Source organism: Ruegeria sp. L12, assembly GCF_056531745.1.
In genome coordinates this window covers 198523-213141 of record NZ_JBQFMH010000007.1, presented here as the reverse complement: position 1 = coordinate 213141, position 14619 = coordinate 198523, and the positions used below count along the sequence as shown (strand labels likewise).

16 protein-coding genes and 1 tRNA gene are annotated in these 14619 nt (G+C 61.2%); 5 read left to right on the top strand and 12 right to left on the bottom strand.

Annotated elements, in window-relative coordinates; all coding sequences use genetic code 11:
- Position 1 precedes the first annotated feature (1 nt).
- From ACR0K9_RS13225 to ACR0K9_RS13190, 8 genes are all read right to left on the bottom strand, one after another.
- Positions 2 to 1081 carry a 2'-deoxycytidine 5'-triphosphate deaminase gene (locus ACR0K9_RS13225; protein ID WP_480823823.1) on the bottom strand — a complete coding sequence of 360 codons (1080 nt, stop codon included), beginning with the start codon at positions 1079 to 1081 and terminating at the stop codon, positions 2 to 4.
- 61 nt (positions 1082 to 1142) lie between these two features.
- Positions 1143 to 1219, bottom strand: a tRNA-Pro gene (locus ACR0K9_RS13220).
- A 61-nt stretch (positions 1220 to 1280) separates the two neighbouring features.
- On the bottom strand, positions 1281 to 1853 hold the full coding sequence (locus tag ACR0K9_RS13215; protein ID WP_480823821.1) for a MerR family transcriptional regulator: 573 nt from the start codon (positions 1851 to 1853) through the stop codon (positions 1281 to 1283).
- Between the two features lie 18 nt (positions 1854 to 1871).
- Positions 1872 to 2174 carry an integration host factor subunit alpha gene (ihfA, locus tag ACR0K9_RS13210; protein ID WP_008755922.1) on the bottom strand — a complete coding sequence of 101 codons (303 nt, stop codon included), beginning with the start codon at positions 2172 to 2174 and terminating at the stop codon, positions 1872 to 1874.
- Between the two features lie 96 nt (positions 2175 to 2270).
- Positions 2271 to 3242: a beta-ketoacyl-ACP synthase III gene (locus tag ACR0K9_RS13205; RefSeq protein WP_480531954.1), complete on the bottom strand. Its 972-nt coding sequence runs from the start codon at positions 3240 to 3242 to the stop codon at positions 2271 to 2273.
- A 24-nt stretch (positions 3243 to 3266) separates the two neighbouring features.
- Entirely contained in the window at positions 3267 to 4352 is a 1086-nt protein-coding gene (gene plsX / locus ACR0K9_RS13200; protein ID WP_480531956.1) for a phosphate acyltransferase PlsX, read from the bottom strand.
- Between the two features lie 24 nt (positions 4353 to 4376).
- Positions 4377 to 4583 (bottom strand): 50S ribosomal protein L32, encoded by a 207-nt coding sequence (gene rpmF, locus ACR0K9_RS13195; protein WP_008756996.1) that lies wholly within the window; start codon positions 4581 to 4583, stop codon positions 4377 to 4379.
- A 205-nt stretch (positions 4584 to 4788) separates the two neighbouring features.
- Positions 4789 to 5325, bottom strand: coding sequence for a YceD family protein (locus ACR0K9_RS13190; RefSeq protein ID WP_480823819.1), 537 nt, complete (start codon positions 5323 to 5325; stop codon positions 4789 to 4791).
- A gap of 85 nt (positions 5326 to 5410) precedes the next feature.
- On the opposite strand from ACR0K9_RS13190, the gene ACR0K9_RS13185 reads away from it, so the two are divergent.
- The 3 genes from ACR0K9_RS13185 to ACR0K9_RS13175 all read left to right on the top strand — a co-directional run bounded on the left by ACR0K9_RS13185 (position 5411) and on the right by ACR0K9_RS13175 (position 8597).
- Positions 5411 to 5887: an outer membrane protein assembly factor BamE gene (locus tag ACR0K9_RS13185; protein ID WP_480531960.1), complete on the top strand. Its 477-nt coding sequence runs from the start codon at positions 5411 to 5413 to the stop codon at positions 5885 to 5887.
- 98 nt (positions 5888 to 5985) lie between these two features.
- Positions 5986 to 6720, top strand: coding sequence for a GNAT family N-acetyltransferase (locus ACR0K9_RS13180; RefSeq protein WP_480823817.1), 735 nt, complete (start codon positions 5986 to 5988; stop codon positions 6718 to 6720).
- Positions 6721 to 6788: 68 nt separating this feature from the next.
- Positions 6789 to 8597: an ABC-F family ATP-binding cassette domain-containing protein gene (locus ACR0K9_RS13175; RefSeq protein WP_480823815.1), complete on the top strand. Its 1809-nt coding sequence runs from the start codon at positions 6789 to 6791 to the stop codon at positions 8595 to 8597.
- Between the two features lie 66 nt (positions 8598 to 8663).
- Here ACR0K9_RS13175 and ACR0K9_RS13170 read toward each other — a convergent pair whose 3' ends face one another.
- Both ACR0K9_RS13170 and ACR0K9_RS13165 read right to left on the bottom strand, forming a co-directional pair.
- Entirely contained in the window at positions 8664 to 9203 is a 540-nt protein-coding gene (locus tag ACR0K9_RS13170; RefSeq protein ID WP_480823813.1) for a sugar O-acetyltransferase, read from the bottom strand.
- A 28-nt stretch (positions 9204 to 9231) separates the two neighbouring features.
- Entirely contained in the window at positions 9232 to 9987 is a 756-nt protein-coding gene (locus tag ACR0K9_RS13165; RefSeq protein WP_480823811.1) for a 3-hydroxyacyl-CoA dehydrogenase, read from the bottom strand.
- A gap of 169 nt (positions 9988 to 10156) precedes the next feature.
- Here ACR0K9_RS13165 and ACR0K9_RS13160 point away from each other — a divergent pair, with 169 nt between their 5' ends.
- Positions 10157 to 10942, top strand: coding sequence for a hypothetical protein (locus ACR0K9_RS13160; protein ID WP_480823809.1), 786 nt, complete (start codon positions 10157 to 10159; stop codon positions 10940 to 10942).
- 95 nt (positions 10943 to 11037) lie between these two features.
- Here the strand turns inward: ACR0K9_RS13160 and tyrS are convergent, their stop codons facing one another.
- On the bottom strand, positions 11038 to 12288 hold the full coding sequence (tyrS, locus tag ACR0K9_RS13155) for a tyrosine--tRNA ligase (protein ID WP_480823808.1): 1251 nt from the start codon (positions 12286 to 12288) through the stop codon (positions 11038 to 11040).
- Between the two features lie 247 nt (positions 12289 to 12535).
- On the opposite strand from tyrS, the gene ACR0K9_RS13150 reads away from it, so the two are divergent.
- The gene (locus ACR0K9_RS13150; protein ID WP_480823806.1) at positions 12536 to 13663 is read left to right on the top strand and encodes an anhydro-N-acetylmuramic acid kinase; all 1128 of its coding nucleotides are present in this window, start codon (positions 12536 to 12538) and stop codon (positions 13661 to 13663) included.
- A 63-nt stretch (positions 13664 to 13726) separates the two neighbouring features.
- Here the strand turns inward: ACR0K9_RS13150 and ACR0K9_RS13145 are convergent, their stop codons facing one another.
- Positions 13727 to 14617 (bottom strand): fatty acid desaturase, encoded by an 891-nt coding sequence (locus ACR0K9_RS13145; RefSeq protein ID WP_480823804.1) that lies wholly within the window; start codon positions 14615 to 14617, stop codon positions 13727 to 13729.
- Positions 14618 to 14619: the final 2 nt, after the last annotated feature.

The following is a 14619-nucleotide window of genomic DNA, read 5'->3' as shown; positions in this document are numbered from 1 at the left end:
CTCAGCTTACGGGCTTGAAATGTTTGGACAGTTTAAGCCCCTGACCCTGATAGTTCGAGGCAATGCCCGCACCATATAGCTGCGTCGGCATCTCGGCCATCTTCTCATAAACCAGCCGTCCGACAACCTGTCCATGCTCCAGCACGAAGGGCGCCTCGTGGCAGCGCACTTCCAGCACACCGCGTGATCCCGCGCCGCCTGCCTCGGCATGACCGAAGCCGGGATCGAAGAAGCCTGCGTAATGCACGCGGAACTCACCCACCATGGCCAGATAGGGGGCCATTTCGGCGGCATACATTGGCGGGATATGCACCGCTTCGCGGCTGACGAGGATGTAGAATGCGCCGGGATCAAGGATGATGCGCCCGTCCTTTGTACGCACCTCTTCCCAATATTCCTGCGGATCATATTCGCCGATCCGGTCCAGATCGATCACCCCGGTATGGGGCTTGGCGCGATAGCCCACCAGATCGGTATCGGGCAATTGCAGATCGACCGAAAAGCCCAGACCGTCCTGAATGACGGCGGGTCCGTCAACCAGTGGTGTCTGCGCATGCAGGGTGGTCAGCTCCGCGTCGCTTAGCACCGCCTGACCCTTGCGGAACCGGATCTGGTTCAACCGCATTCCGGGCCGGACCAGAACCGAGAAGGATCGCGGGCAGATTTCAGCAAAAAGCGGGCCGGTATAACCTGCGGGGACCCGGTCAAACTCGGTACCGCCATCGGTGATGGTGCGGGTCAGCAGGTCCAGCCGCCCGGTCGAGCTTTTGGCGTTGGCCACCGCGCTGACATCATCGGGCAGGGCGAGCGATTCCATCAGCGGCACCAGATAGACGCAGCCTTTTTCCAGAACGGCCCCGTCGGTGATGTCGATGCGGTGCATCTCGAACTCGGTCAAACGGTCCGCGACCGAGCGTCCTTCGCCTGCCAGAAACGAGGCACGCACCCGGTAAGCCACTGTACCCAAACGCAGATCAAGACTGGCGGGCTGTACCTGCGCCGGAATGACCTCCGGGCTTGCGGTGATTTCGCCGCGTGCGATCATCGCTTCAAGCTGCTGGTTCGGGCATACACCTGTCATCTCGATCCCCTCTGCTGCCAGAGCGGGATCTGGCCTATGTGCCATAAACGTCGGTGTGATTTGGTCGGGCTAGCAGGACTCGAACCTGCGACCTTCCGTCCCCCAGACGGACGCGCTACCAGGCTGCGCCATAGCCCGACGTTGAGGTGTTCATAAAGACTTTCCCGGCGGGGGCAAGAGGAAATCATCGCCTTTTTTGCTATCCCGCCGTGCGGTGTTCGACACGATCCAGCCACTTGCGCAGGTCTTTGGCGATCGGTGCGATCTGATGCAGCAACTCGTCGTCATACTCGGCCCGATTCCACGCCAGCGAGGCGATACCCCCCATCAGCGAAGCCTCATCAAGCGCGTCCGGCTGCGGTGGTTGTTCCACAGCCTCGGGCTTGGCGGGCTGAACCGGCTCGCCCAGATCCATGTCGATCTGATCCGCGGGCTCGGCCGGTTTCGCGGTGAAGGGGACAACCGTGCTGTCAGTGGTGGGTTCCGGTTCGGCGTCATCCAGCGCCGGGGACAAGGACGCCACATGCGCGACGCCTTGCTCGCGCAGGATACGTTGGACACCCTTGATGGTGATGCCATCCTCGTGCAGCAGTTTCTTGATTCCACCCAGCAGGCGCATGTCATTGGGACGGTAGTACCGCCGCCCTCCGGCCCGTTTGACCGGTTTGACCTGCGTGAACTTGCTTTCCCAGAAGCGCAGCACATGAGCCTGAACTCCGAGCCAATCCGCAACCTCACTGATCGTGCGAAATGCGTCGGGGGACTTACTCATAACACAGATGTCCTGAACTTATTTACGGTTTCCTGCGGCAACGCGATCTTTCATCAGATGCGATGGGCGGAAGGTCAGTACGCGGCGGGGCTGAATCGGAACCTCTTCGCCGGTTTTGGGGTTGCGTCCGATGCGGGCGGTTTTGTCCCGAACGCTGAAGGTACCGAAAGACGAAATCTTCACCTGTTCGCCACGCACCAGCGCGTCGGACATGTGGTTCAGTACGCTTTCGACCAGTTGCGCGCTTTCATTGCGTGACAGGCCAACCTCGCGGAAGACGGCCTCGCTCAGATCCATTCGGGTCAGTGTTTTATCGCCCATGCTATTTCCCCTGTTGATGGTAGAGCATATGGCGATGCGAAATTCGCTGTCAATATCAATGAATTGCGAGCGGCTTTGTAAGCCGGATTGCGCCGGTTACCAGCGCAATGCAACCGCGCCCCAGGCCAACCCGCCGCCAATGGCTTCGGTCACGATCAGATCGCCTTGCTTGATCTGCCCCTGCTGCTTGCCAACCGAAAGGGCCAGCGGGATGGATGCCGCCGAGGTGTTGCCGTGATCCTGTACGGTCACGACCACCCGCTCCATCGGCAGGCCCATTTTCTTGGCGGTGCCCTGAATGATGCGGATATTGGCCTGATGCGGCACGATCCAGTCGACATCATCGCTGTTCAGACCCGCACGCTCCAGCGCAACTTCGGCGGTTTTGGCCAGTTTCTCGACCGCGTGGCGGAACACCTGATTGCCCTGCATCCGCAGATGACCGGTCGATTGGGTCGAAACCCCGCCATCGACATAGAGCAGGTCCTTGTAGCGCCCGTCCGAATTCAGGTCGGTCGCGAGAATGCCGCGATCGTCGGACGTGCCTTGTCCTTCCTGCTGTTCCAGCACCAGAGCGCCGGCACCGTCGCCGAACAGAACGCAGGTCGACCGGTCGGTCCAGTCCATGATTCGCGAGAATGTCTCGGCCCCGATCACCAGCACGCGCTTGGCCTGACCCGATACGATCAGCGCGTTGGCGTTGCTGAGCGCAAAGACGAACCCGGCGCAGACGGCCTGCACGTCAAAGGCAAAGCCTTTGGTCATGCCCAACCGGGCCTGCACCATGGTTGCCGCCGAAGGGAAGGTCAGATCCGCGGTCGAGGTCGCCAGAACAATCGCGTCGATATCGTCTGCCGTCAGACCCGCGTCGGCCAGTGCAGCCTCAGCCGCTTTTGTGGCCAGATCTGATGTGGTCTCATCCTCGGCAGCGAAATGCCGCCGCTCGATCCCCGAGCGGGTGCGAATCCATTCATCCGTCGTGTCCAGCGTTTGTTCAAACTCGGCGTTTGGCACAACGCGTTCCGGTAAATAATGCCCGACACCTACAACAACTGAGCGGCCTGCCATGCTGGGGTACTGCCTTTTTTGTTATTATTCCGATTGAGTCACGGAATGCGCCGCATCTTGTGCAAGTGCGGCTGTTGATGCAACCCGTGCTGCCAGTTTTTCCGCAAAACCGGATTCGGCCAGCGTGAAGGCCAGCTTGATCGCGGCCGAAACGCCGGTTGCGTCCGCTCCGCCATGGGATTTCACCACGGTTCCGTTCAGACCCAGAAAGACGCCCCCGTTGACGCGGCGCGGATCGATCCGCTTTTTCAGCCGGTTCAACGAAGTGATCGCCAATATTGAGGCCAGTCGCGACAATGGCGAGTATTTGAACGCCTCGCGCAGCAAGTCACCAATCAGGTTGGCGGTGCCTTCACCGGTCTTGATCGCGACATTGCCAGTAAACCCGTCGGTCACGATCACATCGGCCTTGTCGCCGGGGATATCGCTGCCTTCGACAAAGCCCACGAACTCAAAATTCGCCTGATCGGCAAAATCCGAGATCATCGCATGTGCTTCTTTCAACTCGGCGCGGCCCTTGTGCTCTTCGGTGCCGACATTCAGCAATCCGATCCGGGGGCGGCTCAGCGCCATGCCGTTGCGCGCATACGAGGCGCCCATCAGCGCATATTGCAGCAGATCCTTGGCGTCGGCGCGTACATCCGCACCTACGTCCAGCATCACGTTGAATCCGTGCGGATTGCGCGAAGGCCACAGAATCGCGATGGCGGGGCGGTTGACGCCGGGCAGCTTGCGCAGCCGCAGCATCGACATCGCCATCAACGCACCCGTGTTGCCGCAGGAAACCGCGCCATGGGCTTCGCCCTGACGCACCGCCTCCAGCGCGGACCACATCGAGGTGTTCTTGCCGCTGCGGACAACCTGGCTGGGCTTGTCCTCCATCGTGACCACATCGGGGCAATCACGAAAAACGACGCGCCCGTCAAGGACACGCCGTTTGGCAACCAGCTTGCGCAGCTCCTGTTCCTGCCCGTGCAGGATGAACCCGATATCGGGGTTCTTGTTCGCAGATTGGGCAATGCCCGCCACAACGACGGCGGGCCCCGAATCTCCGCCCATAGCGTCAACCGAGATGATGATCCGTCCGGTCTGCGTAGGCTGATCCGTCATGCCTTGGCCTGCGTCCAATCAGGTTTAGGCTGCGTCTTCGTCCAGGTCGATTTCGTCGGCCTGAGCGACGACTTCACGGTCATCATAGTGGCCGCAGGACGCGCAGACGTGGTGCGGGCGCTTCAGCTCACCGCAGTTCGGGCATTCGTTCGGGTTTGCAGCAACCAGAGCGTCATGTGCGCGGCGATTGTTGCGGCGCGACTTGGAAACTTTGTTCTGTTGGACGGCCATGGTCTCAACCTTTGTCTGATAAGGGCCAGCAGATTCGCCGCCAGCCGGGTTACGTTCTTTGTTTTCTCGTGGTTTGACGCGCGTTTAAGGGGCTTGCCCCGCAATGTCCAACCCAAAATCCAATGAGCGCGCGAAAATACTGCGATTCTCGTCATGTTCAAGCGATTTTTCTGACCGCCTGCTATGACAGGAATTCACCCCTCTGTCACTCGTCTTTTTTCAGCGCATCGCGCAGCCCGGCCAACCCGGCGAAGGGTTTCACATCCTCATCAGTCAGCGCCTGTTTGCCCGGCTCGGTATAGTCCGCCTGACCCAGTTCGGCCCCATCCTTGCGCGGGTATTGGGGCAGGGCCAGCGCCAGCGCCTCGACCATGACCAGCGCCGGGTCGATCTCGTCACCCAATGGTTCGATTTCGTCATCTTCGGGGATTTCGAACTCGGGCTCGTCCGGATCGCTCCAATCGGCCAGAAAGACGCGATTCACCGGGACATCAATGCGCGTGGTCACCGGGTCCAGCGTAACGACGCAGGGTTGGATCACTGTCGCACCAAGTTTGCCGGATAGAGCCCAGTCACGCTTGCCCTGCGCGTGCAGCTGTCCTGCAAAGCTGAGCTTGCGCAGCCCCAGCAGACCGAGTTCCTGTTTGATCGCCTCAAGCGCCTCGCCGGTCGGGCGCAGTTCAAACGATGTCGGAGCGTTTTGCGGCAGGTCAGCGACGCGCAAAGATGTCTGGTTGCTCATTCGTGAGGTTTTCCTGTGTTGAACCGGGGCTGCGGTTTGATGTAATCGGATAGGGCTCGCAAGGGGCCAAGGCAAGAGGGTGCGCATGTTGAACGGTGTGAACAGGTTGAAACCAGCGTCGAGAACGCTTGTCTTTGCAGCCTGTCTGGCAATCGCAGGCGCATGTTCGCCGATCTTCAAGAATCACGGCTATGTGCCGCCGCCAGAAGACCTGGCCAAGATCAAGGTTGGCGTAGATACCCGCGAAAGTGTGGAAGAAACGATTGGTGCGCCCAGTTCGTCAGGTGTTGTACGGGATTCGGGCTATTACTACGTCGCCTCGCGCGTTCGTACTTTTGGCCCCAAACGGCCCGAAGTCGTCTCGCGCGAGTTGGTGGCCATCAGTTTTGACCAGCGCGGTGTGGTGCGAAATATCGAGCGGTTCGGCCTGGAAGATGGTTATGTCATTGTTCTGGACCGTCGCGTGACCGACTCGAATATCCAGGATAAGGGCTTCCTGCGTCAGCTGCTTGGCAATATCGGCAACTTCAACCCAGCCAACATCCCGGGAGTCAACAACTAAGCCGTTCCGGGCTCTTGCATGGTTCATGGGACAGTCACACATACTGTGCCAGGGACCAGACAGAAGCGAACCGGTCAGCAACCGCGGAGGGTGCGCCCATGGCTGAGATGTTGAACAAGGGCCGCTATCGTGCCCGGCTGGCGCAGACCACGCAGGACGTGGCGGCAGCTCAGGCGTTGCGGACGCTGGCGTTCAGAACGTCGGGGGCGGATTGCGACGGCTTTGATACCCAATGCGCGCATGTCCTGATCGAGGATATGCGGGCAGGCGGCCAATTGGTCTGCTGTTTCCGGATGCTGACGATGCAGGATGGCTCTGAGATAGGGCGCAGCTATTCGGCGCAGTATTATGATCTGTCCGCGCTGAACGGATTTTCCGGCCCCATGACCGAGATGGGCCGGTTTTGCATCCACCCCGATTGGACCGATCCCGATATCCTGCGCGTCGCATGGGGCGCGATGACGACCTATGTGGATCAAAACGGGATTGAGATGCTGTTTGGCTGTTCCTCTTTCGCGGGGATTGAAACAGCCGAGTATCTGGATGCGTTTGCCATGCTTAAGCATCGCCATCTGGCACCCAAGCGATGGTTGCCCCGGGTGAAGGCGCCGGATGTGTTCCGCTTTGCCGCACGCCTGCGCAGGCGGCCGAATGTGAAACAGGCGATGCTGCGGATGCCGCCTTTGCTGCGGACCTATCTGATGATGGGCGGTTGGGTCAGCGATCATGCGGTTGTCGACAGGCACATGAATACGCTGCACGTCTTTACCGGGCTCGAGATTGGCGCGATTCCCCCGGCCCGCAAATGTCTGCTGCGGGCGGTGGCCGGGTGATATGAGTATTTATGAAAAGGTGAAGCAGGGGCGTTGACGCGTTGCTCTGGCCGGTTTAGCTGGCGGGCATGGCGAGAATTCCTTTGTTGCAGATGTCCGGCATTTCCCTGACTTTCGGGGGCGATCCGGTGTTTTCCGAGCTTGATTTGGTGGTTCAACCCGGAGACCGCGTGGCGCTGGTGGGTCGAAACGGGTCCGGAAAATCGACCCTTATGAAAGTGATGGCAGGGCTGGTCGAGGCGGATCAGGGGGATATTGTAATTCCGCCCGGTAAATCCGTGGGTTACATGGAACAGGACCCGGGAATGGAAGGGTTCGCGACGCTGGGCGACTACGCCTCCAGCGGGTTGGAGCCCGGTGAGCTGTACAAGGTGGAACGCGCTGGAGAGGGCCTGAAATTCGACCCGGATCGCGCGGTCGAGACCGCCTCGGGCGGCGAGCGGCGGCGGGCGGCGTTGGCCAAGCTGATGGCCGAAGCGCCGGACCTGATGCTGCTGGACGAGCCGACCAACCATCTGGATATCGAGGCGATTGCCTGGCTGGAGCGTGAGTTGGGCGCGACGCGTGCGGCCTATGTTCTGATCTCGCACGACCGGGCGTTTCTGCGCGCACTGACACGAGCAACTTTGTGGATTGATCGCGGCGTTGTGCGGCGGCAGGAGCAGGGCTTTGCGGCCTTCGAGGGCTGGCGCGACAAGGTCTGGGAAGAAGAGGATCAGCAGCGTCACAAATTGAACCGGCTGATCAAGTCCGAGGCGCGTTGGGCCGTTGAGGGCATCAGCGCCCGACGTAAGCGCAATCAGGGCCGGGTGCGTGCCCTGCAGGCGTTGCGGGCCGAGAAAGCGGCGCAGATCAAGCGTCAGGGTTCGGCGGCTATGACGTTGGAATCCGGACAAAAATCAGGCCGAAAGGTGATCGAAGCCAAGGGCGTGGCCAAGGCTTTTGACACGCAGCAGATCGTGCGGAATTTCGACCTGCTGGTGCAGCGTGGGGATCGTGTGGCCTTTGTCGGACCCAATGGAGTGGGCAAGACGACGCTGCTGAAAATGCTGCTGGGTCAGGTTGAGCCGGATGCGGGCAGCATCTCTCTGGGTACAAATCTTGAGATCGCGGTGTTCGACCAGACCCGCGCGCAGCTCGACCCCGAGATGAGCTTGTGGGACAGCCTGACCGGCGACCCGGAAATGCGGGTTTCCGGCAAGGCCGATCAGGTGATGGTGGGTGGCCAACCCAAGCATGTGGTGGGCTATCTGAAAGAATTTCTGTTCGATGATGCGCAGGCAAGAGCGGCTGTTAAGTCCTTGTCTGGTGGGGAAAAAGCGCGATTATTGCTGGCCAAGCTGATGGCGAAATCGTCGAACCTGCTGGTGCTGGACGAACCGACAAACGATCTGGATGTCGAGACGCTGGACCTGCTTCAGGAACTGCTGGACGACTATGACGGCACCGTATTGCTGGTCAGCCACGACCGGGATTTTCTGGACCGTGTCGCCACGACGACAATCGCCATGGAAGGCAACGGGCGGGCAACCGTCTATGCCGGTGGCTGGTCCGACTATATTGCGCAGCGCGGCGACGTAATCGAGAAAAAAGAAGAAAAAACAAAGACTACAAAGCCGAAGGTAAAGCAGGAGGCGAAGCCGAAAACGGGGCTATCCTTCTCGGAAAAACACCGGCTTGAGAAGTTACCGGCTGAGATCGCGCGGCTTGAGGCCGAAATTGCCAAGCTTGAAGAGCTGATGTCGGACCCTCAGCTGTTCACGCGTGAGCCGGTGAAGTTCCAGAAGGCAACCGAAGCTCTGGTCGAGCGGCAGGAAAAGCTGTCGGCGGCCGAGGAAGAGTGGCTGATGCTGGAGGAGAAGGCCGAGGCCGGATAGTCCGTGTTGTACATCCTGAAACCTGTGGTTTGTCCGTGTTGTACAACTTTTTCCATAAGTGATTTGTTAACTGTCGCTACCCGTGATCGGGCGGGCCGGGTTGCCCACAACGGTTTCATCTGGCGCCACGGATTTGGTCACGACACTGCCCGCACCGATGATGGCGCGGTCGCCGATCGTGACGCCGGGCAGGATGATGGCTCCACCCCCGATCCAGACGTTATCGCCGATGGTCACCGGATGGGCGATCTCAAGACCCTGCGCGCGCCAGGTCGGATCCTTGGCATGTTCGGCGCAGTAAATCTGGACCTTGGGACCCAGCAAGGTTCTGGTGCCGATCCGCACGGGGGCTGTGTCCAGAATTGTGCAGCCAGCATTAAAATAGACCTGGTCGCCCAGTGACAGGTTGATGCCATAGGCGCAGTGGAAGGGGGCTTCGATAAAGCAGTCCCGTCCAACCTTACCAAACAGTGCGGTCAGTTCTTCTGCCATGGCACCACGCTCATCCGGTGGGCGGGTGTTGTGGGCATGAACGGCGCGGCGGGCGGTCTGGCGCATCTGCTCCAGTTCGGGGTCGAGGCAGGTGTACCATTCACCCGCTGCCATTTTCTTCCGCTCGCTCATGCCCTCAGGGTTAGCGCATCCGCAGGGCGCCGTCGATGCGGATGACCTCACCGTTCAGATAGCCCATCTCGACGATGAACCCGGCCAGCCGCCCGTATTCGCGCGGGTCGCCCAGGCGGGGCGGGTTGGGGACGTCGGCGGCGAGTTGCTGCTGCACCTCATCCGGCAGACCGGCCAGCATCGGCGTCATGAAGATACCCGGCGCGATGGCCATCACGCGAATGCCGGAGGAGGCCAGATCGCGCGCCATCGGCAGGGTCATCCCGACCACGCCACCCTTGGAGGCCGCATAGGCCGCCTGGCCCTTTTGCCCGTCAAAGGCGGCGATCGAGGCGGTGTTGATGATCACGCCGCGCGCGCCGTCGGGTTCGGGGTCGTTCTTGGCCATTTCGGCTGCGGCGAGGCGCGAAACGTTGAAGCTGCCGACCAGATTGATGTCGATTGTGCGTTGGAACGCGTCCAGCGGGTGGGGGCCGTCTTTGCCCACCGTCTTGGCGCCGATGGCGATCCCGGCGCAGTTCACGGCGGCGGTGATCTTGCCCATCTTGTCCTTCGCATGGGCAATGGCCGCAGCGACCGAGGATTCGTCCGTTACGTCGGTCTGCACGAATTGCCCGCCGATCTCGGCCGCGACTTGCGGGCCACGTTCGGCGTCGCGGTCAAGGATGGTGACCTGCGCGCCCTGTTCGGCAAAGTGGCGGGCCGTGGCCTCGCCCAGACCCGATGCGCCGCCGGTGATGACTGCTGCGGTGGTGGAAAGCTGCATGGCCGGTTCCTCTATAAGATATGAACGATTGTTCAATAACTGCAAGCAATGCGGTCTGTCCACTGTTTTGAGTGTGCGAAGGTTCGAATTGAGCGTTCACGGATGTGTCGCCGTTTCGTGAATGAACATTCCGTCCGCATGACGTGTTTGATCGTCAGGAGGTACCAATATGGTTTTGTTAACGAATGCGAAGCGCTCACTGGGCGTGATGGTTGCGGCCCCTGTTCTGGGGGTGATGATGGCGGGCAGCGTGGCTGCCGCACCCGAGGTTTGTGACGGGCGCACGGCACGGGCTTTGGCGAATGCAGGAGATTATGCGGGGCTGTGCGATTGCGCGCAGGTGACCCCGAGTTTTCTGCAACGGCTTCAAAGGCGATCGGATTTCGACACGGTTCTGAGCTTGACCGGCGCACAATGTCCGGGATTGGCGGGGCTGCTGACGGATCTGCCGACCGCGAGCATTGCCGCTGCGACACCGCGCGGCGAGGATCGCGATTCGGACCCGAATGGGCCAGACAACCCCGGCGGCGGTGGTGACGGCGGTGGTGGCGCACCTGATGGTGGCGATCCCGGTGGCCCCGGCGGAGGCGGCGCGCCCGATGGCGGTGATCCCGGCGATCCCGGTGATGGCGGCGCGCCTGACGGTGGCAAACCCGATGAAAAACCCGACGGTAAGCCGGATGGCAAGCCTGATGGCAAGAAAGGTGGAAAACCGGACGGCAAAAAAGGCGGAAAGCCAGACGGCGGAAAAGGCGCGAAGTCTGACGGGAAAAAAGGCGCCCAAGCGAATGGTCAAGCCCGGGCCGAAAAGGCCAGAGCCAGAGCAGATGCGGCACGGGAGAATGCCCGGTCCAAGGCCGATGCTGCCAGAGCCAGAGCTGACGCCGCCAGATCGAGCTCGAAATCCGGCGCCAAGGGTAAAGGCTCCGGCAAGGGCAAGGGTAAAGGCAAGTAAGCCTGATGCTCTGGCGACATGATCAGCCGGGTACAATTAGAAACGGCCACCTCAGCGAGGTGGCCGTTTTTTCATATCTCTGTCCGCGGTGGGTCCTAGCCCAGCTGCACCAGCGCGTGCCGCTTTTTCCCCGCGCTCAGCTTGATCGGAGAGGCCAGAGCGCCTGCGTCGATCATCAGCCCAGTATCGGTCAGCGGCGCGTCATCCAGCTTGGCGCCGTTCTCGGCGATCAGGCGCTTGGCCTCTTTGCCGGATTTGGCGAGGCCGGATTTGACGATCAGCTGCACGATGGACATGCCGTCGCCCAACTCATCCGCGCTGAGGGTGAGGGTCGGGAGGTCTCCGCCCACGCCGCCTTTTTCGAACACTTCGCGGGCCGTGGCCTCGGCCGTGGCTGCCGCTTCGGCGCCGTGCAACAGGGTGGTGACTTCGTTGGCGAGGCGGATTTTGGCTTCGTTGATCTCGGACCCGGCCAGCGCGCCCATGCGGTCGCACTCATCCACCGGCAGTTCGGTGAAGATTTTCAGGAACCGGCCCACATCGGCGTCAGTGGTGTTGCGCCAGAACTGCCAGAACTCATAGGGCGAGAGCATGTCTCCGTTCAGCCAGACCGCGCCGCCCTGCGACTTGCCCATCTTGCGGCCATCGCTGGTGGTCAGCAGCGGTGTGGTCAGGCCGAAGATTTCGTTGTCCAGCACGCGGCGAGTCAGGTCGATGCCGTTGACGATGTTGCCCCACTGATCCGAGCCGCCCATCTGCAGCGCGCAGCCATAGCGGCGGTTCAGTTCGAGGAAGTCATAGGCCTGCAGGATCATGTAGTTGAATTCAAGGAAGCTGAGGCTTTGTTCGCGATCCAGACGCGATTTGACGGATTCGAATGACAGCATCCGGTTGACCGAGAAATGCCGCCCGATATCGCGCAGGAAATCGAGGTAGTTCAAGCTGTCCAGCCATTCGGCATTGTTCAGCATCAGCGCGCCGGTGTCGCTGTCGTCATAGCTGAGGTATTTGGCGAAGACCTGCTTCATACCCGCGATGTTGGCGTCGATCTGTTCGGGGCCCAGCAGCGGGCGTTCGTCGGACCGGAACGAGGGGTCGCCCACCTTGGTGGTGCCACCGCCCATCAGCGTGATCGGTTTGTGCCCGGTCTTTTGCAGCCAGCGCAGCACCATGATGTTCATCAGGTGACCCACATGCAGCGACTGCGCGGTGGCATCATAGCCGATATAAGCCGTCTGCACCCCAGAGATCAGCGCGTCGTCAAGGCCCTGATAATCGGTGCAGTCGGCGAGAAAGCCGCGCTCGATCATCGTGGCGATGAAATCCGATTTGGGGTGGTAGGTCATATCCGTGCCCTTTGGGTTACTGTTGCGGGGCACTGTATAGGCGGCGGGGCGGGCAAGGAAAAGATGCGTTTTCAGGAAAGTTGGGGTGCCCTGAAAGACGCTCTGGCCGATGAAAAATGCGGGATCTGGGGAAAGGCATCTTGTCAGCCTCGGTGATATGCGGGCAGGTTGAGGCCAGTGCATTGTCAGGTTGAGTGGCCCCCTATGGGTCAGGCCAAAGGCGAGCGGGAATGAGCAGGAGAAACGCGTGAGCCGGAGCAACGGGAAAACAGGGCCGATCCGGGCGCTGGGGGCGATGTCTGGAACCTCGCTGGATGGGGTGGATGCCGCGGTGGTCGAGACCGACGGGCATCGAATTTTCGGATTTGGCGATAGCCGGTATCGGGCCTATTCCGAGGAAGAGCGCGCCACCTTGCGCGCTGCGCTGGGCCAGTGGCATGGTCCCGAGGTCGAGGCGGCCGGGGAACTGGTCACCTTTGCCCATGCCGAGGCTTTGGCCGATTTCGAGGATGCGGAGCTGATCGGCTTTCATGGTCAGACTCTGGCGCATGAGCCACGCGGGCGCGGGACCTTGCAAGTGGGCGATGGCGTGGGTCTGTCGCAGGCTTTGGGCCTGCCGGTGGTCTGGGATTTCCGCAGCGATGATGTGGCTTTGGGCGGCGAAGGCGCGCCGCTGGCACCGTTCTTTCATTTTGCCTGCGCCAAGTGGATCGGTGCCACGGAACCCTTGTGTTTTCTGAATCTCGGCGGAGTGGGAAACCTGACCTATGTGGACCCGTCTTTCGACGGGCCGGAGGCGCCGGGGGCATTGTTGGCATTTGATACCGGCCCCGCGAATGCGCCGGTCGATGATCTGATGCAGGCGCGGCTGGGGCTGCCGATGGATCGGGACGGTGCCTTGGCGCGCGGGGGGACGGTGGAAACCGGCGCGCTGGAGCTGTTTCTGGCCGAGCCGTTTTTCAACCGGATGCCGCCGAAATCGCTGGACCGCAATGATTTCGCCGAGATGATCGGGCTGGTGCAGGAGTTGAGCGACGCGGATGCGGTGGCGACGTTGACGGGCATGTGTGCGGCCGGAGTGGTGCAGGGCATGGAGTATTGTCCCAGACCGCCCGCGCGGATGTTGGTCACCGGCGGGGGGCGGCGGAATCCGGTGCTGATGGAGATGCTGCGTGTGGCGCTGGATTGTCCGGTCGAACCAGTGGAGGCGGTGGGTCTGGATGGTGACATGCTGGAGGCGCAGGCTTTTGCCTATCTCGCCGTGCGGGTGGCGCGGGGGATGCCGACCTCGTGCCCCGGCACGACCGGGGTAAGCGCGCTTGTGGGAGGCGGGGTTGTGTCCTCTCCGGCGCGGGGCGCTGTGGTGAGCGGGTAGGGGGCTCTGCCCCCGTCGCTGCGCGACTCCCCCGGGATATTTTTGGCCAGATGAACAGCGGATCTAGCGTCTGAAGGTTTGGGTATAGGTATTCGTGAACTCTGCGTAGCCGTTCGAGGTGGATTTCAGGTGGGCTTGGGTCCAGTCGTGGAAGGCTGGCAGTTGGTGGAAGGGCACGTTTGGAAAGGCGTGGTGTTCCGCGTGATAGGGCATGTTCCAGGCAAGGAAGCGGATCAGGCGGTTGGTGAAGGTGGTGCGGGAGTTTTCCAGCATATTCGCCACCGGAGGGCAGAGGCCGTGTTCGGCGAGCAGGTAGAGCCGTAAGAATGGCTGCCCAATCAGGACGGGCAGGAGCCAGAGCCAGAACAACATGGGCGTGAAGAACAGGCTGAGCGCGGCGAGTGCATAGAGGGTGAGAAGCAGGCGCGCTTCGGTCTTGATGGCGCGGTGTTGGCGGGGCGGCAGGTAGGGGGCGTCGATCTGGCCACGGGCATTTTGGATCAGTGTGTTTGCCATACCGGACCAGTAGGGGGCTCCGCTGAGGTAGAGCAGCAGGCCAGGCCAGTTGTCCGGGCGGGGTTTGCCTGCGAGTTCCGGGTCTTTATCGGGATGGTTGGTCCATTTGTGGTGGGCCAGGTGGAAATAGCGAAACCACGTGAACGGCAGCGCGATGGGGATTGAGATTGCGTGACCGACCGCGTCATTGATCCAGCCCGTGCGGAACGGTGTCTTGTGGGTGCATTCGTGGCTGAGGGTGAAGAGGAAGACCAGCAGAATGCCCTGCGGCAGAAGCAGGAGTGGCCAGAACGGGACTTGCAGCAGGATTCCGGTTGAGGTGAGACCGAGGGCCGCAAGATAAAGGGTGAGGTGGATCAGGCCTGCGCTGTTGGCGCGTTGTTGCAGTTGGGTTTTCACCTCGGGTGGCAGGGTTGCTATGAGGCTGCGGTGGTCCATCC